This window comes from Halomonas sp. GT (genome assembly GCF_002082565.1).
GTDB lineage: Bacteria > Pseudomonadota > Gammaproteobacteria > Pseudomonadales > Halomonadaceae > Vreelandella.
Map to the genome: position 1 here is coordinate 2069478 of NZ_CP020562.1, position 19547 is coordinate 2089024.

The following is a 19547-nucleotide window of genomic DNA, read 5'->3' on the forward strand; positions in this document are numbered from 1 at the left end:
ATAGTTAGCGTGTTACAAAAACGGGGCGATGAAATCATTCATCGCCCCGTTTTTTATGGTTAGCTTTTATTAAGTTAGCAACGTTTAGCTATCGCAATAGCCAGGAAAGTACCAATAAGAGAAGCAGAATACCCGCCACCCCCTGCCAAAAACGCCGTGACTCTTGGCGAGGCTCCTCACGGTTGGGCACGCGCCCTAACGGCACTCTTAAGGCATGAAGAAATTCAGATAGACGTCTAAAACGTAGTGCTCGCTGAGGGTCTAGTGCACGACGTAACGCATCATCAAGCTCAGTCGATATTTCTGGATTGGTTGTCCGGGCACTACGGTAGCTGAGCTCTTCAAGATCGGTGTGGCTACGCAGACGATTAGGCGTCAACGTATAGGGCAACGCCCCTGTCAGCAACCAATAGACTGTTGATGCCAATGAATACTGGTCACTGCGTCGACCTACGCTATCACCCAGTGCGTACTCAGGGGCCGTATGCTCATTAAAACCAATTTGGCGGAGTAGCTCGCCCGAGTGACGATGGCCATCCACCTCGCGCATGTGGCAGGCGCTGAAATCGGCCAACACAAGTTTGCCGTGAGGATCAATCAGAACATTATCAGGGGTAATTTGCTGATGAATGATATCTCGATGATGCAACGCTTGAACCGCTTTACCCAGTTGATTGGCGATATCCAGACGCTGCACCAAACTCGCTTGTGGGTGCCGTTCTGCCCATTGGCGGAGCGTTTCACCTTCAACGTGCTGCATTAAGTAATAAAGATAACGGCGTGGCCGTGATGACTGCATTACTTTGACGACAAAGGGTGAATTCACACGCTCTACCACCCATTGCTGCAGTAAAAAATGTTCCAAATAGGCATTACGCAAAGAGAGTTCTGGGCTAGGTGCTTTCATCACCATTTCACGTTCTGAATAGACATCACGAACGCGATAAACTCTAGATTGCGCATTCCGTGACAACACCGACAGCACTTCAAGCCCATCAAATCGTTCTCCTGGCGTCAGCTCAGGTGGGATAGGCAGGTCACCATAAATAAGCCCGGGGTGATCTTCAGACTCCTCCGGCAGCTCATCAATACGCAGCAACTGAAAGCAAAATTGATCACCTCCATACCCCCTGTCTTGGGCACGCTGTTTTGCTTCGCTTGCCAAGCACTCACAGGCAGCGTCTAGATCGCTAGCATTTTGGCGGATCAGGCGAACGTAATCAGATGGCATTAAGGTGCCACGGACGCCCTGGGTAGTGAAAACAAAGAAGTCGCCCTGTTTAAGCGGCAGATGGGTATAGTCAATATCAACACTACCATCCATCCCCAAAGCGCGTGAGGGGTAACGATAGCCACCAACATCGGTCACATGGTCGCGGGTTAGCTGCTCGAACTCAGCGCCTCGTAATCGGAAAACTAACGTATCACCCATATGAAATAAGTGCGCTTCACGCTCGCGAAAGACCATCGCTGATAGCGAAGATACGAAACTTCCTTCTTTGACATGCTGGCTTTGGCTGTAGCACCAGCTGTTGAGAGCACGAAGTACCCGAGTTGCCGACGTTTTCGTATCCCAATGGTCAGGCGTAGAGTAATAATCAGCCAAAAAACCACGAACACTTAAATCACCCGCCTGTTTGGCCATGGTGTTACGAGAAATTGAGTCACTAATAACTGCGCAACCCCCTTTCACTTTCAACAGCTGCGCATCAGGCAACCGCACCGACATGGAGCTACGGTGTAAGCGCCTATCAGGAGCCACAAAGGCTTGGCCATAACTAATTAGTAACTGGGCGTGCGCCAACTCATCCTCCTAGGCTTTAGGCTCTTCATGGGAACCACACAGCGGTTATGATACACGCTGATCAAGAGAAGCGATGCCCGCCAAACGTCGCGAAGGCGAAAAACGGCGCTTATTTTAGGATTCATAGGCCTTGTTAACGGCACACACCTATGTCGCATTGGTAATCCACTAGCCAACTTCGTATAATTCTTCGCCATTAATGCAATGCATCAACTGCTTAGCCTTCGCACTACACAAGCCAAGCCAAGGAATAAACGATGAACTTCGATAACATCCCCGCTGGAAAGGATCTGCCCAACGATATTTACGTGGCGATTGAAATTCCCGCTAACCACGCGCCGATTAAGTATGAAATCGACAAAGATATGGGCGCCCTTCTGGTTGACCGCTTCATGGCAACCCCCATGTTTTATCCGGCTAACTACGGCTTCATCCCCCACACCCTGGCCGATGATGGCGACCCGCTAGATGCTTTAGTAGTTACCCCTCATCCTGTGGCTCCGGGCAGCATTATCCGCGCTCGCCCTGTTGGCATTTTGAACATGACCGACGAAGCAGGCGAAGATGCAAAATTGGTATGCGTACCGCACCCCAAGCTGAGTACTCTGTATGATGATGTTCAAGAAGTGACTGATCTTCCTGAACTGCTACGTCAGCAAATCGCTCACTTTTTCGAGAACTATAAAGACCTCGAAAAAGGTAAGTGGGTAAAAGTAGAATCTTGGGAAGGTGTTGAAGCGGCACGCAAAGCGATTGAAAAGTCAGTCGCGGCTTACCAAAAAGCTTAAACCTTCAGGTTGAGCTATAAGGCCAGACCGCACTTCCTTTTAAAGGCTGCCCATGTGGCAGCCTTTTCTATTATCTGCCGTTTAATTCCGAGACCTGAGATTTAACATTAACGGAGCATGAAGAAGCGCGTCACGTCACCGCAGCATCTACGCTGACATCACAAGGTAGGATATGCTATTTCAAAATCTCCCTGATACGTCTGCGTAAGGATACTTCGTCTTGTCTTTTAAGCGTTTAAGCCTGTTACTGTTACTCTGCTGGCTTCCCCTGCTAGCCCATGCTCAGTGGTTTTCTTCTTCCAGTAATCAAAGCGATTTTTTACCTGTTCTAGAAGCCTTTCAGCCTACCGCTTGGCATGACGGCAGCGCCATTTATATTGGTATCGATATTGCTGACGATTATTATTTATACCGCCACCAATTTAGCATTAGCAGCAAAACGGATGCAGTGTCCCTTGATGAACCACTACTTCCCCAAGGAACATTCACAAATGATGAGTTCATGGGCGATGTCTATGTTTTTCGTGACACGTTAGTTTTTGAAACTCCGTTCTCTTCACCCTACAGTGGCCCAATCGATATTGAGCTGACGTTCCAAGGCTGTGCCGACGCAGGGCTTTGCTATCCGCCAGAAACTATTTCGCTTGAAGCCTTAGAGTCATCTCCCCCCACTGCCTTTGCTGACTGGGACGGTTCAGATCAAGTACTGTCAGGCACAGAGGGCAGCGATGACCAACAAATTAGCCAAACCGCGGGCACCAATAGCAACACTGAATTTTCAGCCCCTCAAAGTGAAGATAGCCGCTTTAGCGCATTGCTCGGCAGCGCCAGCCTGCCTCTAGCATTAGGATTATTTTTTATCGCTGGATTGGGTCTTACTTTCACGCCCTGCGTACTACCGATGATACCTATTTTGTCTTCAATCATCGTAGGACAAAAACCAACCCGGCCCCGAGCGTTTGTTCTCTCCGCAAGCTATGTTTTGGGCATGGCGTCCACCTACGCGCTAGTCGGTGTGTTGATGGGTCTGTTTGGCGCGGGATTAAATCTTCAAGCCCACCTGCAATCAGCGCCAGTTCTGATTACCTTTGCTGTTCTATTTACGCTATTTGCCTTAGCTATGTTCGGGGCGTTTGATTTAAGAGTCTCGCCACGACTAGCTTCTAAAATTGATGGGTGGCAAGCACGTGCTCAGCAAAGCGGCCCTGCGGGCTTAGCCCTGGCAGGCGCACTATCGGTATTAGTTGTTTCGCCCTGTGTTACGGCTCCACTTGCCGGAGCTTTGGTGTTTATTTCCTCGACAGGAAACGCTGCCATGGGGGGGGCTGTTTTATTTGCACTAGGTCTAGGCATGGGTGTCCCACTGCTATTAGTGGGCACCTTTGGGGCAACGATGCTACCCCGATCAGGCGCTTGGATGAACGGCGTTAAAATTGCTTTCGGATTACTGTTATTGGGCGTTGCCATTTGGATGGTTGAACGATTAGTACCGCCTTCGATGGCGCTTCTGCTCTGGGCAGCGCTAGCCATAGGCAGCGCACTCATGCTGGGTGCCTTAAATATGAATCAGTCACAAGGCTGGCCTAAAGCACGACAAACCTTAGGGCTGATGTTATTGGCATGGGGCATTGCCCTTGTCATTGGCGCTGCCCAGGGCGGAAGCAATCCACTCCGCCCCTTAACGGTATCAAGCTCCTCAATGGATAGCGGCACGCCGCAAGCAACACTTGCTTTTCAGCAAGTTAATGAACTGAGCGCACTTGAAACCGAGCTCTCTGCAGCCGCGAGCGCCCAACAGCCTGCCTTTGTTAATTTCACTGCTGACTGGTGCATCTCCTGCAAGCTAATGGAGCGCGATGTTTTTCCAGACCCCAATGTGGTCGCTGCATTGAACGATTTCCACCTGATTGAGGTCGATGTCACCAATACGGATGCGCAAAGTCGGGAACTACTAAACCGATTCAACTTATTCGGTCCGCCAAGCCTACTTTTTTTTAGCCAGGGCGAAGAAGTACGAGATGCGCGCATTCAAGGCGAAATAACGGCTACCCAGCTGGTACAACATCTGGAAACCTTACGGCGCTGGCAACAAGGCTGAACTCAGGCCTACGGACACCTTGTGTCGCGAACGTCGTCAAACAGTTGTTTAAATAACGAATAACGAGCTTATATCGGCCTCCACTAGACATGCCCGTACTTTTTCGGCAAACTTCGCAGCCATATCAGCTAAAATCTTCATGTTTTAGGTCTTAGCACCGGGTAACGTTCAACATCGTGCAGCGTTCTCTTCATTTTCATATTAGGTTTACTGCGCTGTAACAGCGCTCAATGCAGTTGGCAATACTACACTCGACTGCATTGCGATTAACTTTCATCACTTTTGGGGCAACAGGTATGGATATTCGTAAAGTTAAAAAACTGATTGAACTCCTCGAAGAATCAAACATTAGCGAAATTGAAATTCAGGAAGGCGAAGAGTCTGTCCGTATCAGCCGCCATCCTAATGGTGCAACGTGGCAGCCTCAGCAGATGCCACAGTACGCTCAAATGCCTCCTATGCAGCAGGCGCCAGCTCAAGCCGCACCAGCTGCTGAGGCAGAGCCTCAAGGCGTAAGCTATCAAGGCGAAGCCGTTAATTCACCCATGGTAGGCACGTTCTACCGTAGCCCAGCACCGGGCGCAAAATCGTTTGTGGAAGTTGGCGATACGGTTAAGCAAGGCGATACGGTATGTATCGTTGAAGCAATGAAAATGATGAATCAAATTGAAGCTGATCGCGACGGCGTCGTCGAGGCCATCCTAGTGGAAGACGGAGAGCCGGTGGAATTCGATCAACCTATGATCGTCATCGCTTAATCTTTCAAAACAACACGGGTGGATTCTCCCATGCTGGACAAGGTACTTATCGCAAACCGCGGCGAGATTGCCCTTCGTATTCTCCGAGCTTGTAAAGAGCTAGGGATTAAAACCGTTGCGGTTCACTCCAAAGCTGACCGTGAATTGATGCACGTCCGCTTGGCCGACGAGGCGGTCTGCATTGGCCCCGCTTCCTCAGCACAGTCGTACTTGAATATTCCTGCATTAATAAGCGCTGCTGAAGTAACGGATTCAAGCGCCATTCATCCTGGCTACGGCTTTCTCTCGGAAAACGCTAATTTTGCTGAGCAAGTTGAACGTTCTGGCTTTACCTTTATTGGCCCACGCGCAGAAACTATCCGCCTGATGGGTGATAAAGTTAGTGCCATTGAAGCCATGAAGATTGCTGGCGTTCCTACCGTGCCTGGCTCAGATGGCCCCCTAGGTGATGATGACGCCACCAACCTAGCCACGGCTCGCCGCATTGGCTATCCGGTTATTATCAAAGCCGCTGCAGGTGGTGGTGGCCGCGGCATGCGGGTGGTTCACACTGAAGGCCATCTGCTTTCAGCCATTACTGTCACTCGCACTGAGGCGCATTCAGCGTTTGGCGATGGCACGGTTTACATGGAAAAATTTCTTGAGAAACCCCGCCATGTAGAAGTCCAGGTACTAGCTGACGGTCAAGGCAACGCTATTCACCTTTATGATCGCGACTGCTCTTTACAGCGTCGTCACCAAAAGGTTCTGGAAGAAGCGCCAGCCCCCGGCATTGATCCGGAAGCGCGTGCTAAGGTGCTAGAAGCCTGTCGCCAAGCGTGCCTCGAGATCAACTATCGTGGCGCGGGTACTTTTGAATTTCTATACGAAGACGGTGATTTCTTCTTTATTGAAATGAATACCCGTGTACAGGTAGAACACCCTGTCACCGAGATGGTCACTGGCGTGGATATCGTCAAGGAACAGTTGCGTATTGCCTCTGGGCTTCCACTTTCGATTCGCCAAGAAGACGTAAAAATCAGTGGCCATGCCTTTGAGTGCAGGATCAATGCGGAAGACGCGCGTACATTTATGCCATCCCCAGGCAAAGTCACCCTGTTCCATGCCCCGGGTGGTCTTGGCGTACGTATGGACTCTCATCTGTACACTGGCTACACCGTACCGCCTCATTATGACTCGCTTATCGGCAAGCTGATCACCTGGGGAGCTGATCGCGAGATTGCCCTGACGCGTATGCGCAATGCCCTAGATGAGCTGCTGGTTGAGGGGATCAAGACCAATATTGATCTGCAAAAAGATTTGGTGAGGGATAGTTATTTCCGCCAAGGCGGCGTCAACATTCACTATCTTGAAAAGAAACTCAGTAGCTAATACCAGAAATTAATATCTGCAAAGGCGCTGAGCTGAATAGATAGCTGATAATACTCAACGGGGTGGCCATAGCCACCCCGTTATTGTTTTTTACCTTTGCGTGAATGCACGTACGCAGTGGAGATTACCGATGCCCTGGCTCCAACTCAAAGCCCACGTTGCTCCAGAACAAGCCGAATTACTAGAAGATTTATTATTAGAGGAAGGTGCGACAGCCATTGGCCTTCAAGATGCCCACGATGATCCTGTCTTCGAACCAGAGCGAGGCACCACCCCGCTTTGGCAAGATACAATCCTCACTGGCCTATATGACGACTTAGACGGCGTTGAAGCCATGCTTGAGCGCATTCAAGCCGCTTGGTCTGAGCAAGTCCCCGGCGAACCCTGTCCAGACATTGCGTATGAACTATTAGCCGATAGAGACTGGGAAAGAGAGTGGATGGATGACTTTACGCCGTTGCGAATGGGCCAACGGCTATGGATTGTGCCAAGCTGGCATGAGCCGCCAGAAGCAGATGCCGTCAATCTCATTCTTGACCCTGGTCTTGCCTTTGGCACTGGCACCCACCCCACGACGGCTCTTTGTCTGGAATGGCTGGATAGCCTTGCGGTTAGCGGCGGACTGGAAGATAAAACCGTCCTGGATGTGGGCTGCGGCTCAGGTATTCTTGCCATTGCCGCGCTAAAGTTAGGGGCAACCCACGCCGATGCTACTGATATAGATCCACAGGCACTTCAGGCAAGCCGTGATAACGCAGCGCGCAATCAGATTAGCGACGCACAATTGTCCCTTTACTATCCCGAACAGCTAATCGAAGGCCACTACCCAGTCGTCACAGCCAATATTTTAGCTGGCCCCTTGGTTGAATTAGCCCCAATGATTGCGGGCCATGTAGCCCCCGGCGGACAAATAGCGTTGTCTGGCATTTTAGCGAACCAAGCGAACGAGGTCTTACAAGCCTATGAAGCTCAGGGCTTGATAATGGAGGAGCCCACAATTCGCGAAGGGTGGGTTCGCCTATCAGGCTATCGCGCTGTTTAATCTAGCCAACGGCCTTCACCCCATCGCCGAGTAGGCGTATCATACGCCCCCTTGAAACGCCTACTCGGCGATTTTTATCTGTATCGACAGCGCAGCATAATGACCACACAAAACTTTCAGCCACCAATGATTGGGCCTCACCAGCTAACCAACCAAGTTATCTTGGCGCCGATGGCTGGCGTTACCGATCGCCCATTTCGCCAACTTTGCAGGCGGTTAGGTGCAGGGTGGGTGGTCGGTGAAATGGTGACAGCCGACCCCGCTCTTTGGCATACCCGAAAGTCCAAGCTTCGCATGGATCACCAAGGCGAACCCGCCCCTAGGGTTGTACAAATTGCCGGGGGAGATGCTGAAATGCTTGCAAATGCTGCGCGTCTTAACGCCGAACTAGGCGCTCAGGTGATTGATATCAACATGGGATGCCCAGCCAAAAAGGTCTGCAATAAGGCTGCTGGCTCTGCCCTAATGCGTGATGAAGCTCTAGTAGCTGAAATTCTTGACGCCGTTGTTAAGGCCGTTGATATTCCGGTTACTTTAAAAATTCGCACAGGGTGGTCTGCTGAAGCTAACAATGGCCTACGCATTGCAAAACTCGCGGAATCCGCAGGCATCCAAGCTTTAGCGGTACATGGACGTCATCGAGAGCAGCGCTATACTGGATGGGCTGAGTACGACACTATCGCTGAAATAAAATCGCATCTGACGATACCGGTTATTGCCAATGGGGATATTACCAGCCCTCAAAAAGCCAAAGAGGTATTGTCATATACAGGTGCCGATGCAGTAATGATTGGCCGCGGAGCGCAAGGCAACCCATGGATATTCGAGCAGATTACACACTATCTTGCCCATGGAGAACTACTAACGCCCCCCACTCTTGATGAGCGCCGAAACGTTCTCAATGAGCACTTACAAGCCCTGCATCTGTTTTATGGCGATACAATGGGTGTTCGCATAGCGCGTAAACACCTAGGTTGGTACTTGAATGAAGACCCGCGCTTCAACGAAAAACAGTATTATCTGCTGAAGCAGCAATTTAATGCGCTTGCCACCCCAGCATCGCAATTTGATTGGATTAATGATGCCATGACGCAGGACGCTGCAGGGCGTCTGCTAGCTAAAGGAAGCCATGCTGCATGACTGAACGCGACCTGCTTTCGAACGAGCTCTCTCACCGCCTTTCAGGCACTCTGGCGGACCCCGCCGCGAGCGTACCACCTCAACCACTAAGAGAAGCGGTTGAAACAGCGATACGCCGTTACTTCGAGCATCTCGATGGCAGCCAAGCAACTGACCTCTACGCGATGGTGATGGCCGAAGTAGAAGCGCCACTATTAAGCTGCGTAATGGAACATACTGAAGGTAACCAAACTCGAGCCGCGGATGTACTGGGCTTAAACCGTGGCACATTGCGCAAAAAACTTAAGCTCTATGGATTGATTGAAGGTGACGCCCCATAAGGGGCGTTGTTGTTTGTAATTTTAGACGTTAATTCCTTGACTCTGCACACGAGCACTCTAATGGCTGATAGTACTGCTACCCCCGTCCGTCGCGCCCTTTTGAGCGTGTCCGATAAAACCGGCATTGTTGAATTCGCCCGCGGTTTAAGCCAGCACGGCGTAGAACTCCTTTCGACTGGAGGAACCTTCCGACTGCTTCAGGAAAACTCCGTTCCTGTTAAAGAAGTCTCTGAGCACACTGGTTTTCCTGAAATCATGGATGGTCGTGTAAAAACACTGCACCCCAAAATTCATGGTGGAATCCTTGCGCGCCGCGGCCAGGATGATGCAGTGATGGCAGAGAACGACATTACTCCCATCGACATGGTGGTCGTTAATCTTTATCCGTTTGCAGCCACTGTCGCCAACCCAGACTGCACACTGGAAGACGCCATCGAAAATATCGATATCGGCGGGCCGACCATGGTGCGCGCATGCGCAAAAAATCACGCCTTTACCACCATTGTGGTAAATGCCGATGACTATGCACGGGTATTGGGAGAGCTGGCTGCGCAGGACGGTCAAGTGAGCGCTGCTACCCGCTTTGATTTGGCCGTGAAGGCATTTGAACACACTGCCGGTTATGATGGCGCCATTGCCAATTACCTTGGCCGTAAAGTGGCTAGCGAAAACGCAACGTTTGCTCGCACCTTCAACCTGCAATTAGACAAAAAGCAGGACATGCGATACGGAGAAAACCCGCATCAGCAAGCAGCTTTTTACGTGGATCCCCAAGCAAGCGAACCCAGTGTCGCCACTGCAAAAACTCTGCAAGGTAAGCCACTTTCCTTTAATAATGTGGCTGACACAGATGCGGCATTTGAGTGCGTTAAAGCATTTGAAGAAACTGCTTGTGTCATCGTCAAGCATGCCAACCCTTGCGGTGTAGCCATTGGCACCACTGCACTTGAGGCATATGAAAAAGCCTTCGCTACCGATCCGACGAGTGCTTTTGGCGGCATTATTGCGTTTAACGTGGCGCTAGATGCCGAAACCGCCCGGGCAATTATTGATCGCCAGTTTGTTGAAGTTATTATTGCACCTGGCGTGAGTGATGAGGCAACTGCCATCGTGGCAGAGAAGCAGAATGTACGCCTGCTTGATGTGAGTGCCCACTGGCCTGGCGAAACACAGCCTGCTTTTGATTTTAAACGTGTCAACGGCGGACTCTTGGTTCAAGAGCGCGATCAGGGCATGGTAACCCGCGAAGAGCTGACCGTGGTTAGCGAACGCGCTCCATCGGAGCAAGAACTTCGCGATCTAGGTTTTGCTTGGCGAGTCGCTAAATTCGTTAAATCGAATGCGATTGTATATGCAAAAGAGGGTCAAACAGTGGGCGTTGGCGCAGGCCAAATGAGCCGCGTTTACTCAGCGAAAATAGCGGGCATTAAAGCGGCTGATGAAGGCCTTTCAGTGCCAGGCTCGGTCATGGCGTCAGATGCATTCTTCCCTTTCCGTGATGGTATTGATGCCGCCGCAGCCGCGGGTATTACTGCCGTTATTCAACCCGGTGGTTCCATGCGTGACCAGGAAGTAATTGATGCCGCTAACGAAGCGGGCATTGCCATGGTATTTACTGGCATGCGCCACTTCCGCCATTAATCGCCTTGCCATCATAAAAGAACGAGACGGCAACTGAGTCGTTATGCAACTCGATTAGCTATATGAACTTAGCTATATAACTTGAGTAGCTATAAATAGGCCCCGTTGGAAAAATCCAACGGGGCCTATTTGCTGGCTATGCTATCTATAATGGTACTACTTGCGCCTGCGCTTAACCTAGATCAATACACAGATATTTTGTCTCAAGGTACTCTTCCAAACCTTGATGCCCACCTTCTCGCCCAAGACCAGACGCTTTTACACCACCAAAAGGTGCCGCGGCATTAGAAATAAGGCCGGTGTTAATTCCCACCATGCCGTACTCAAGTGCATCGGCGACACGCCAAACACGCCCCAGATCTCGTGAGTAAAAATAGGAGGCTAAACCATACTCGGTGTCATTAGCCATTTCGATAGCAGTTTCCTCTTCATCGAAGGGAAAAACCGCTGCTAGAGGACCAAAGGTTTCTTCGTGTGCCACCTTCATCTTATCTGTTGCAAAGCTAATCAACGTCGGAGTAAAGAAGTTTCCACCTAGCGGATGCGGATGACCACCTAGCAGCAACTCAGCCCCATTATCGACTGCATCCTGCACATGCTCGCTCACCTTTTTGACCGCGTCACCATCGATCAAAGGACCAATGTTAATATTGGGCTCAGTGCCATTACCTACGTACAGCTCACTATTCATAGCAACCGCCAACTTCTCACAGAAGGCGTTAATAACGCTGGACTGCACCAAAAACCGATTAGTGCATACACATGTTTGACCAGCATTACGAAATTTCGCAGCCATGGCACCCTCCACAGCGGCATCAAGGTCTGCATCTTCAAATACGATAAAGGGGGCATTGCCACCGAGTTCAAGTGATATTTTTTGTACATGCTCAGCCGCCTGAGCCATGAGCTTACGGCCAACTTCCGTAGAGCCCGTAAAAGTGATTTTGCGCACTTTGGGAGATTGAGTAAGCGCGTTGGCAATATCAGCCGCACGGCCTGGCACTACATTGAACACACCACGGGGAATGCCCGCCCTTTCTGCCAACATGGCAAGGGCCGTTGCAGAAAATGGCGTCTGGCTTGCGGGCTTAACGACGATTGTACAACCCGCCGCTAACGCAGCGCCTGCTTTACGCGTGATCATAGCAGCCGGAAAATTCCAAGGGGTAATAGCCCCCACAACACCAACAGGTTGCTTTGTCACCACGATACGCTGGTTTGATTTAGCAGCGGGAATAGTCTCTCCGTAGATACGACGCGCCTCTTCTGCAAACCAACGTAAAAAGCTGGCGGCATAAACAATTTCGCCTTCCGCCTCTTTTACCGGCTTGCCTTGCTCGTAGGTCATGAGCAAGGCAAGATCATGCTTATGCTCCAGCATGAGATCATGCCACTTCAACAGCAGATCAGCTCGTTCTTGGGCTGTCAAAGCACGCCAAGCGGGTAACGCAGCATCTGCTGCATCGATGGCGCGCTCAGTTTCAACTTTGCCCAGTCGTGGCATATCACCAACGGGCTCGCCCGTCGCAGGGTTTAAGACATTAATTTGCTCACCGCTGTCGGCGGCTACCCAGCTACCATCGATATAGGCAAACGGGCAATACAGCTGTGTTTCTTTCAGCGCTTCCATGACAGACTCCTGACCAAATATTGGCCTCACGGGCTCATTGACCTGTTCATGCTAAGACGAAACCGCGCATTTAACCAAATCTTTGCCATGAAATCTGTCAAAGGTTCTCAGCCAATATTTCAACTGATTAGCGTTAAGAACTCCTGCCGCGTTGCTTGGTTACTGCGGAAACCACCCAGCATCACAGAAGACGTCATGCTTGAATTTTGCTTTTCCACACCGCGCATCATCATGCAAAGATGGCGTGCCTCAATCACCACAGCGACACCTCTTGATTGCGTAACTTGCTGCACTGCCTCAGCAATTTCACGCGTCAAATTTTCTTGAATTTGCATGCGCCTAGCGTACATATCAACAATACGGGCAAACTTCGAAAGCCCTAGTACTTTACCGCTGGGAAGATAGGCAATATGGCATTTGCCAATAAATGGCAGCAGGTGGTGCTCGCACATAGAGTACAGCTCAATGTCTTTTACAAGGACCATTTCATCTGTTTGTGACTCAAACACCGCACCATTAACAATCTCCTCAAGTGATTGCTGGTAGCCAGCATTCAAGAACTGCATTGCTTTTGCCGCTCTTTTTGGCGTATCGCGCAGTCCTTCACGGTCAGGGTTTTCGCCAATTGCCGCGATAATGTGGCGGTAGTGTTGAGCAATGTCGTCGGTCATTTGAAGCCTCATCGAAACTGTACGTGCTAGCCATTGGAAAAACGCCTGGACTACTAGCGCGTTTAATCAATAGCGAAATATTGCTATCTATTAATAGCTGAGAGTTGTGCGCCAATCATGTACAAAAAATATACGCGAAACAACTTTTGCACAATAAAAAACACCACATACCGTTATTTTAACGCACCTAACCCTGCTGTGGCAGAGTGCCGCGCACCCCCCTTTGAGACTATTTAAGCTGTGCTATCATGAACCGAACTAGTCAGCTTAATTCGCAGCGCTCATCTGAGAGTTCCTTATGTCATTCAAATCCGCACCGTTTTTCTTAACCGCCCTATTGGGAACTGCATTCGCAACACCTTTGCTAGCCGCCGAACAGACATTAACACTACCTAAAGGTGCTAGTGTCGGTGTCGAGGTTATCGAAGAGTTTGCTTTTACTGACAGCCAATCGCGTTATGAAGATATCCTACTTCATCCCACTCAAGCTGACGGTGCCTCTCATGAGCTACCTGAATACTGCGTTTTAGTGGCGAATGCACAGCTCACCAATGGTCGCATTCGCATTACTACCCAAGACGCGACCTGCATCGAAACACACAACGATGAAAGCGCTATTTTTACAGGCTCATTTAGTGCGGGAGCGTATGCAACAGATGGTCAGTACGGTCTTGCCTGTGACGAGTCGTCTTGCACTATATCGCCAGGCCAAGCATTTGTGGTTACACTCGATGAAAATATCGATATTAAGGCTCAAGATAATCCTTCAGCGGAAATTAATGCTGCTCGACGAGAGGCTGATGGAGAAGGCGTCGCTAATCCTATCCCATCAGATCGCCCTGCCCCTGATACAAGCGCCGAAAACCCGCGTTCCGTCAATCAACCTGACTAGAACTACGTCACTCATCGTCAATGAGGTCAATACTCAACAACTGGTGTAATGTTTCATGCTAGCCAAATAGGCTGTTCAAGTTGTAACACTTGTTGCTCAAGCTGGCGGATGTGTTGATCCCAATAACCGCTATCCGCCAGCCATGGAAACGCACGAGGAAACGCTGGATCATCCCAGCGAGAAACAAGCCACGCGGTGTATCGAATAAGGCGATATGCCCGCAACGGCTCGATTAGCGACAGCTGTTTTTGCGGAAATGTTTGCTCTTCTTCATATCCTTCAACAATTTCACTTAGTTGTGCTCTCCAACCAGTTGGATCATCAACAGGTAACAGCATCCATATATCTTGAATAGCGGGTGCCATAAGGCAATCGTCAAAATCCACCAAAGTAAATGCTTCATCTCTTCCTAAAACATTACCCAAGTGACAATCACCATGCGTTCGAATCATTTGATCACTGGTGATGGGGTACTTTTCAAGATGACGAAGAATTTTCTGAACAACGTTGTGATAGGCACGTTGCTGATGCTTGCTAAGCCTACTACTCTCGATAACTCGGGCCTCTGCATCATGAATATCGTGCTGCCACTTTAATGTTGGCCGATACTGAAACGCCGTTTGTGATGACACTGCATGTAATCGGCCTAACGCATTACCTAATGCAAAAAGATGCGAAGGGTTGTCTAACTCAGGCGCTTGACCACTACATTGAGGGTAAAGCGTGAAGCGAAATTGTTGGTAAGTATGGAGTGATTTGCCATGCTGGTCCCGCCAGGGCGCAACAACGGGCACAGCAGCAGCAGCCAACTCTTGAAGAAAATCGTGCTCTTCCTGAATGACCTCATCTGCCCAACGCCCAGGACGATAAAATTTCACAACCCATCGCTCACCGTCATTGTCACGAAACATCAGCACTCGATTTTCATAGCTATTAAGTGCAAACGGCTCGACAGCCGGCCAAATCCCAACTGACTCCGCAGCAGACATCACTGTGTCCGGAGAAAGTGTGCTAAATGGGTGTGACATATACCGCTCCTGTGCAATTAAGCATGCATTCTATCAATTATGTACCAGAGGTGTTCGAGCAACTGTCCAAATATCGACACGTTTAGCCCCAGCACGAAGCGCTTCTTCAGCAAGTGCTTGGCAGGTCGCGCCAGTAGTAACAACGTCGTCAATAATCGTGAGATGTGATGGGAGCGGACCCTCAATATGAAAGGCGCCTACTAAATTGCTTGCTCGCTCCCTTCTGCTTAACGTCCGTTGAGAAGGCAGCTGCTGACTACATTCAGCCGATAACACGGGCAATTTGACCCGTTTGCCTAGTTGATGAGCCAACCAGTGAGACTGATTGAAGCCACGCTGCCGCGCTCGAATAGTATGCATCGGCACAGGCAAGAGACCTCCTCCCAAACAGCTAGGTGATTTAGTCATCATCAGCTCTACCAGCAACATGCCCGCACGGGGCGATGCATTAAATTTAAAATCATGTACCAGATCACGTACCGGCCCTTCAAATAAAAGCTCCGCCGTTGCGGCGGTAAACGCCGGAGGGTTCTCTCGACAGTGGACACAAACAGATTGAACGGATGCTATGTCCCCAACATCCAAAGGCTCTTTACACTGCCAGCAAGCATTCACATTCCACGGCAACTGTTCAAAACACTCCTGACACCAACCACCACTGGTTTGCCCGGGAGAAAGGCAAAACGCGCAGTAGCCTGGCAGCCCCTTTTTGGCCCATGTGCTTACACAATGCACTAACCGCGTCACATACATACTTCCCCCAGACTGGTTTAATTAACAATTTTGATGACACATCGTTGACATTAATACGAATGCTGTTAATATACGCCTCGTCTTCAGCGGATGTGGTGGAATTGGTAGACACGCTAGATTTAGGTTCTAGTGCCGTAAGGTGTGGGAGTTCGAGTCTCCCCATCCGCACCAATTACTTGATTGTTTTCAGCAACTTAGCTTCGAGCAACTTCTGAAAATGGTCACGATATAGCCCACATTAGGCATATCCTAGTCGGTTTTTTAGTCAACATTAAAAGCACCCCTTGGGTGCTTTTTTTGTGTCTGCAACTCCAGAGGCGTTTCAGTCACTGACGACCCGTAAGCCGCGCTGGTTATCCGCGCTTAGCCTGATATGCTATGAGATTCATTTCGTTGATTAAGCTGGGCGCCTACGATGAGTTTTATCCCGAGCTGTGATCACAGAGAAGATGCTATCAAATCTCTCTCTGAAATATATGCGGTATCCACTGAGAAAATCGACAGAGCTCTTAGAGAGCCCCAAGCGCGAGAAATCGCAGAGTTTCCTTCTGAAATTGATGTGCCAAATCTCCTATTTGTGATGCACTACCTGCTGAAAGCTTCCCCTCGTGCCGACATTACCCACGCTTGTTACTACCATTCGACAAGCTACTCTGGCTGCCCTTCATGGTTTGATGAAGGACTACTTGGCTCATCGCAAGCTGTGGAGCGCTTTCTAGACAAAATCAGCGATTGGCTCCCTCCTGAGAAGCAATTGGCTGCAAAGCAGGAGTTTAGGAAAGTCGTAAATCTTCGCAGCGAGGACGAAGGCTCCACCGCCGAAATGTGCGGCCCCTACGCATGGAACACGTTCACCGCTGCCAGCTCTAGCCCAAGCGGAATTAACTATCGGGTTCCAGAGGCGCTATTGTCTTCCAACTTTTATGGGAACGAAGAGTTAGCCGACGACCTGAGGGGAATCATCGAGGAGCGGCTGAAACCCGTCGTAGTCAAGTTCAAAGGAAAAATTTCAAACTTTGATACCTACTGTGCAACGCTCTGGGCATATTTACTATCAGATGATGGTAAGTTCAATCTTACTCATACATTCATGGGCAATGGGCTAGCTATACCTAAAGATGACATCGTTGCGCTGATGAACGTCCCATAATACGGGACCTGGGGAAAAGGAGGCCGCCCATAGGAATTCTGATTTTCACTGGATGCCCCCCCAAACTGCACCTTCTGTCGTCGTGAAGGTTATACCTTAGCTCAGCTCTCAGGGGGCAAACTCACACTCAACAAAAAAGAGTCTATAACTTACAATAATTATCTAAAAAAGACGTTAGCCAGGCAGCTCCAAACTCATCATTCATGTGACCATAGTCATTTTCCGGATGAGTTTCATCATCAAATTTATCCCCTATTGAAAGCCGCTTACTCCCTTTAGAAAACGAAGGGTGAGTAAATCTACCGCTAACAATTGTATATGACGGTTGCGCCACTAGCTCGGAGTCAATGCTTGAATAAACAAAATCATTCGCCACTTCTAATCCAAAGAGATACGCTTCCGGTTCAACTACTTTAAACTCTACTCCCCTAAAAGCACCAAGTGGATTGTGGCCAACAAAAACTGTTTTTTCAGTCAGTTCCCTAATTTTCCTAACTAAATTAAAAGATAGAGTTCCATCCACATGATCAAAAGCAGCTTGTTTTAGAACAGCAAACGAGTAATGCCTCTTTGGACTTATAAACAATCCCCTAGCACTCAGCCCATAGACTAGAAAAATATCATATTCATCAGGATCAATTAATTGCTTCCCACCTGAAGTAAATTCTAAGGATTTTTTAAGCGCCTCAGTTTCAGGAATCAACTTTCCACCATCAGCAACCAGTCCTTCCAGACTTTTTCCCCTAGAGGCAAAAAAAGTTATAGTTGCAGATGAATGACGATCAGGCATTGATTTCCAAGCTCTTTTCAATGCGCCAACATGGCTATTTCCAATCACACATATTTTCATATCAAAATCACCCAAATGCGTTAAGGAGCTCTTCTTCACAAACAGCATCAGATACCTTGCTACTTTTGGCTTTACTAGCTTTTAATTTTTTTGCCACTTGGCTGCCAAACTTAGATTCGAGGCAAGAAAAGAAGTGATCCATAACAAAATTAACACCTACTGGGTTTACACTTCTTTGATTAGGCTCAAAAAACATTCCTTTGAAGACTGGACTGTTAATAATTTCATAAGAGGGAAAATAATCAACGCTCTTTTGATTTCTTGCGGCTTGACCAGCAACAGCCCGGAGAATAGACTTTGATTCCATAGTTGCTATAAGAACATTATTATCTGAATTAGTTGCTGTTAGTGGCACTGGGGAAACTGTCAGTATAAACTTAATCCTGGGATTTTCTTTACGCATTAAATTCATGGCTATATTTAAATTTTTTATTACATCACCAAATTGCTGATTCTTAAAAACGTGCTCACCTTCTATATATTCACCGGCTGCCGTACCAGGGCACATAGGATATTCATAACCATTTTTGGAATTAAACCAACTCTCAGTTAAACCTAAAGTAAAAACGAAGAAAGTTGATTGCTTGATAGATTCGCGAAACGCTAAGACTGTCTCCATTTGAGACTTCCTAAGTTCGTCGATACTAGCAAAACCGCCCGGTTCAACTACAGGTCTAAAAGGATCATAATATCTACCTTCTTTTTCCCACACTTCATCAGGGATACTCTTCTCCCCTAAAGCCCACTCGACCCACTGCCTAAGAAGAGAAGTGGTATAAATATTACCTGTTCGAGCTGAGAAAATCTCATAGTTAAATTTTTTCCTATTTTCTGAAGAAAGTCCTCCGGGTGGTAACTCAGTTATCAACCAATTAAACCCTCTTGACTTTAATGCATTTCCTATATGCTGTGCAAAACATGACCCAAAAGTTGTAACCTTGCTGTTCGTAACTATATTGAACTTAGGATCCCATAGATCCGAAATATCAAACATTGATTTGCTAGCCACAGCTTTTTTCCAAAATGCCTTTTCTGGCAAACTGCTATAGGGATTCATATACAAGAGCACTCCACTCAAATCTGGTTAAACCTACTGTTCATCATATCATGCCAGCTTTCGCGAGACGAAGTAAAACTCAGTGATCAGCAGCATCTCCGCCTAACATGCAGACCTAGCCGTATTCTCTCCTATCTGCCGTTTATAGTGCTTCTAGCACCCTGCACGGCGGTCCATCGATGGAAATGCCTCGATAAAAAAAGCCCATGGCCTCGTCTTCTTTCCAGTCCGTCAGCCTAAACTCAGTGACCAGCTCACTTTTCACGCCGATCAGCGCTCTAGATACGCAAACTTCACCTGCTGATACCCCACTCGACGCTCTACGCCGCTCTCCACGTTTTTCACGACCACTTGGCCAAACGAGTGCCGTGGATACTCCTGCACTTCATATCGGCCAACGAACTCGGGGCCTGATTTAATGGCTACCTCAACTCCCGGCGGCAGTTCTTTCTGTAGCGCGGCGTCCATTTTTTCACGCGCATCACGGGCGGCATCGTTCAGCTTGTCGATATTTGGAAATTCAGACATTGGGTAATCCTTTTTTTAGGCACAAA

18 protein-coding genes and 1 tRNA gene are annotated in these 19547 nt (G+C 48.9%); 11 read left to right on the top strand and 8 right to left on the bottom strand.

Annotated elements, in window-relative coordinates:
* Positions 1-88: 88 nt before the first annotated feature.
* A complete protein-coding gene (locus B6A39_RS09700; RefSeq protein WP_083004673.1) occupies positions 89-1804 on the bottom strand; it encodes a bifunctional protein-serine/threonine kinase/phosphatase in 1716 nt (571 codons plus the stop codon).
* A gap of 257 nt (positions 1805-2061) precedes the next feature.
* On the opposite strand from B6A39_RS09700, the gene ppa reads away from it, so the two are divergent.
* The 8 genes from ppa to purH all read left to right on the top strand — a co-directional run bounded on the left by ppa (position 2062) and on the right by purH (position 10962).
* A complete protein-coding gene (gene ppa / locus B6A39_RS09705) occupies positions 2062-2592 on the top strand; it encodes an inorganic diphosphatase (RefSeq protein ID WP_009724723.1) in 531 nt (176 codons plus the stop codon).
* Between the two features lie 220 nt (positions 2593-2812).
* A complete protein-coding gene (dsbD, locus tag B6A39_RS09710) occupies positions 2813-4690 on the top strand; it encodes a protein-disulfide reductase DsbD (RefSeq protein WP_083004676.1) in 1878 nt (625 codons plus the stop codon).
* A gap of 296 nt (positions 4691-4986) precedes the next feature.
* On the top strand, positions 4987-5448 hold the full coding sequence (gene accB, locus B6A39_RS09715; RefSeq protein ID WP_083004679.1) for an acetyl-CoA carboxylase biotin carboxyl carrier protein: 462 nt from the start codon (positions 4987-4989) through the stop codon (positions 5446-5448).
* Positions 5449-5478: 30 nt separating this feature from the next.
* A complete protein-coding gene (gene accC / locus B6A39_RS09720; RefSeq protein WP_030072764.1) occupies positions 5479-6819 on the top strand; it encodes an acetyl-CoA carboxylase biotin carboxylase subunit in 1341 nt (446 codons plus the stop codon).
* Between the two features lie 130 nt (positions 6820-6949).
* Entirely contained in the window at positions 6950-7861 is a 912-nt protein-coding gene (gene prmA, locus B6A39_RS09725; protein ID WP_083004681.1) for a 50S ribosomal protein L11 methyltransferase, read from the top strand.
* Between the two features lie 99 nt (positions 7862-7960).
* Positions 7961-9001 carry a tRNA dihydrouridine synthase DusB gene (gene dusB, locus B6A39_RS09730; protein ID WP_083004684.1) on the top strand — a complete coding sequence of 347 codons (1041 nt, stop codon included), beginning with the start codon at positions 7961-7963 and terminating at the stop codon, positions 8999-9001.
* Entirely contained in the window at positions 8998-9321 is a 324-nt protein-coding gene (fis, locus tag B6A39_RS09735; RefSeq protein WP_038484762.1) for a DNA-binding transcriptional regulator Fis, read from the top strand. The genes dusB and fis overlap by 4 nt, the downstream gene beginning before the upstream one ends.
* Before the next feature lie 60 nt (positions 9322-9381).
* Complete coding sequence (purH, locus tag B6A39_RS09740; RefSeq protein WP_083004687.1) at positions 9382-10962, top strand: bifunctional phosphoribosylaminoimidazolecarboxamide formyltransferase/IMP cyclohydrolase; 1581 nt, start codon at positions 9382-9384, stop codon at positions 10960-10962.
* Between the two features lie 172 nt (positions 10963-11134).
* Here the strand turns inward: purH and B6A39_RS09745 are convergent, their stop codons facing one another.
* Together B6A39_RS09745 and folE are read right to left on the bottom strand one after the other, a co-directional pair.
* A complete protein-coding gene (locus B6A39_RS09745; RefSeq protein WP_083004691.1) occupies positions 11135-12592 on the bottom strand; it encodes an NAD-dependent succinate-semialdehyde dehydrogenase in 1458 nt (485 codons plus the stop codon).
* A 119-nt stretch (positions 12593-12711) separates the two neighbouring features.
* On the bottom strand, positions 12712-13263 hold the full coding sequence (gene folE, locus B6A39_RS09750) for a GTP cyclohydrolase I FolE (protein WP_083004695.1): 552 nt from the start codon (positions 13261-13263) through the stop codon (positions 12712-12714).
* 298 nt (positions 13264-13561) lie between these two features.
* Between folE and B6A39_RS09755 the strand changes: the two genes are divergently transcribed.
* A complete protein-coding gene (locus B6A39_RS09755; RefSeq protein WP_083004698.1) occupies positions 13562-14155 on the top strand; it encodes a hypothetical protein in 594 nt (197 codons plus the stop codon).
* 53 nt (positions 14156-14208) lie between these two features.
* On the opposite strand, the gene B6A39_RS09760 is transcribed toward B6A39_RS09755, so the two are convergent.
* Positions 14209-15183, bottom strand: a complete 975-nt coding sequence (locus tag B6A39_RS09760) for a serine/threonine protein kinase (RefSeq protein ID WP_083004702.1) — start codon at positions 15181-15183, stop codon at positions 14209-14211.
* A gap of 33 nt (positions 15184-15216) precedes the next feature.
* Complete coding sequence (locus B6A39_RS09765; protein ID WP_083004705.1) at positions 15217-15936, bottom strand: ComF family protein; 720 nt, start codon at positions 15934-15936, stop codon at positions 15217-15219.
* A gap of 86 nt (positions 15937-16022) precedes the next feature.
* Between B6A39_RS09765 and B6A39_RS09770 the strand changes: the two genes are divergently transcribed.
* Together B6A39_RS09770 and B6A39_RS09775 are read left to right on the top strand one after the other, a co-directional pair.
* A tRNA-Leu gene (locus tag B6A39_RS09770) sits at positions 16023-16107 on the top strand.
* Positions 16108-16351: 244 nt separating this feature from the next.
* Positions 16352-17086 (top strand): hypothetical protein, encoded by a 735-nt coding sequence (locus B6A39_RS09775; RefSeq protein WP_083004708.1) that lies wholly within the window; start codon positions 16352-16354, stop codon positions 17084-17086.
* A gap of 142 nt (positions 17087-17228) precedes the next feature.
* Here B6A39_RS09775 and B6A39_RS09780 read toward each other — a convergent pair whose 3' ends face one another.
* From B6A39_RS09780 to B6A39_RS09790, 3 genes are all read right to left on the bottom strand, one after another.
* On the bottom strand, positions 17229-17951 hold the full coding sequence (locus B6A39_RS09780; protein ID WP_198036700.1) for a hypothetical protein: 723 nt from the start codon (positions 17949-17951) through the stop codon (positions 17229-17231).
* Positions 17944-18993, bottom strand: coding sequence for a GSCFA domain-containing protein (locus B6A39_RS09785; protein ID WP_083004714.1), 1050 nt, complete (start codon positions 18991-18993; stop codon positions 17944-17946). Before B6A39_RS09785 ends, B6A39_RS09780 begins: the two co-directional genes overlap by 8 nt.
* A 270-nt stretch (positions 18994-19263) precedes the next feature.
* Positions 19264-19521, bottom strand: coding sequence for a hypothetical protein (locus B6A39_RS09790; protein ID WP_083004718.1), 258 nt, complete (start codon positions 19519-19521; stop codon positions 19264-19266).
* Positions 19522-19547 lie beyond the last annotated feature (26 nt).

Coding starts and splice junctions, on each gene's coding strand:
- ppa (WP_009724723.1), top strand. CDS start 2,062: ATGAACTTCGATAACATCCCCGCTGGAAAGGATCTGCCCAACGATATT.
- accB (WP_083004679.1), top strand. CDS start 4,987: ATGGATATTCGTAAAGTTAAAAAACTGATTGAACTCCTCGAAGAATCA.
- accC (WP_030072764.1), top strand. CDS start 5,479: ATGCTGGACAAGGTACTTATCGCAAACCGCGGCGAGATTGCCCTTCGT.
- prmA (WP_083004681.1), top strand. CDS start 6,950: ATGCCCTGGCTCCAACTCAAAGCCCACGTTGCTCCAGAACAAGCCGAA.
- dusB (WP_083004684.1), top strand. CDS start 7,961: ATGACCACACAAAACTTTCAGCCACCAATGATTGGGCCTCACCAGCTA.
- fis (WP_038484762.1), top strand. CDS start 8,998: ATGACTGAACGCGACCTGCTTTCGAACGAGCTCTCTCACCGCCTTTCA.
- purH (WP_083004687.1), top strand. CDS start 9,382: ATGGCTGATAGTACTGCTACCCCCGTCCGTCGCGCCCTTTTGAGCGTG.
- B6A39_RS09745 (WP_083004691.1), bottom strand. CDS start 12,592: ATGGAAGCGCTGAAAGAAACACAGCTGTATTGCCCGTTTGCCTATATC.
- folE (WP_083004695.1), bottom strand. CDS start 13,263: ATGACCGACGACATTGCTCAACACTACCGCCACATTATCGCGGCAATT.
- B6A39_RS09755 (WP_083004698.1), top strand. CDS start 13,562: ATGTCATTCAAATCCGCACCGTTTTTCTTAACCGCCCTATTGGGAACT.
- B6A39_RS09760 (WP_083004702.1), bottom strand. CDS start 15,183: ATGTCACACCCATTTAGCACACTTTCTCCGGACACAGTGATGTCTGCT.
- B6A39_RS09765 (WP_083004705.1), bottom strand. CDS start 15,936: ATGTATGTGACGCGGTTAGTGCATTGTGTAAGCACATGGGCCAAAAAG.
- B6A39_RS09775 (WP_083004708.1), top strand. CDS start 16,352: ATGAGTTTTATCCCGAGCTGTGATCACAGAGAAGATGCTATCAAATCT.
- B6A39_RS09785 (WP_083004714.1), bottom strand. CDS start 18,993: ATGAATCCCTATAGCAGTTTGCCAGAAAAGGCATTTTGGAAAAAAGCT.
- B6A39_RS09790 (WP_083004718.1), bottom strand. CDS start 19,521: ATGTCTGAATTTCCAAATATCGACAAGCTGAACGATGCCGCCCGTGAT.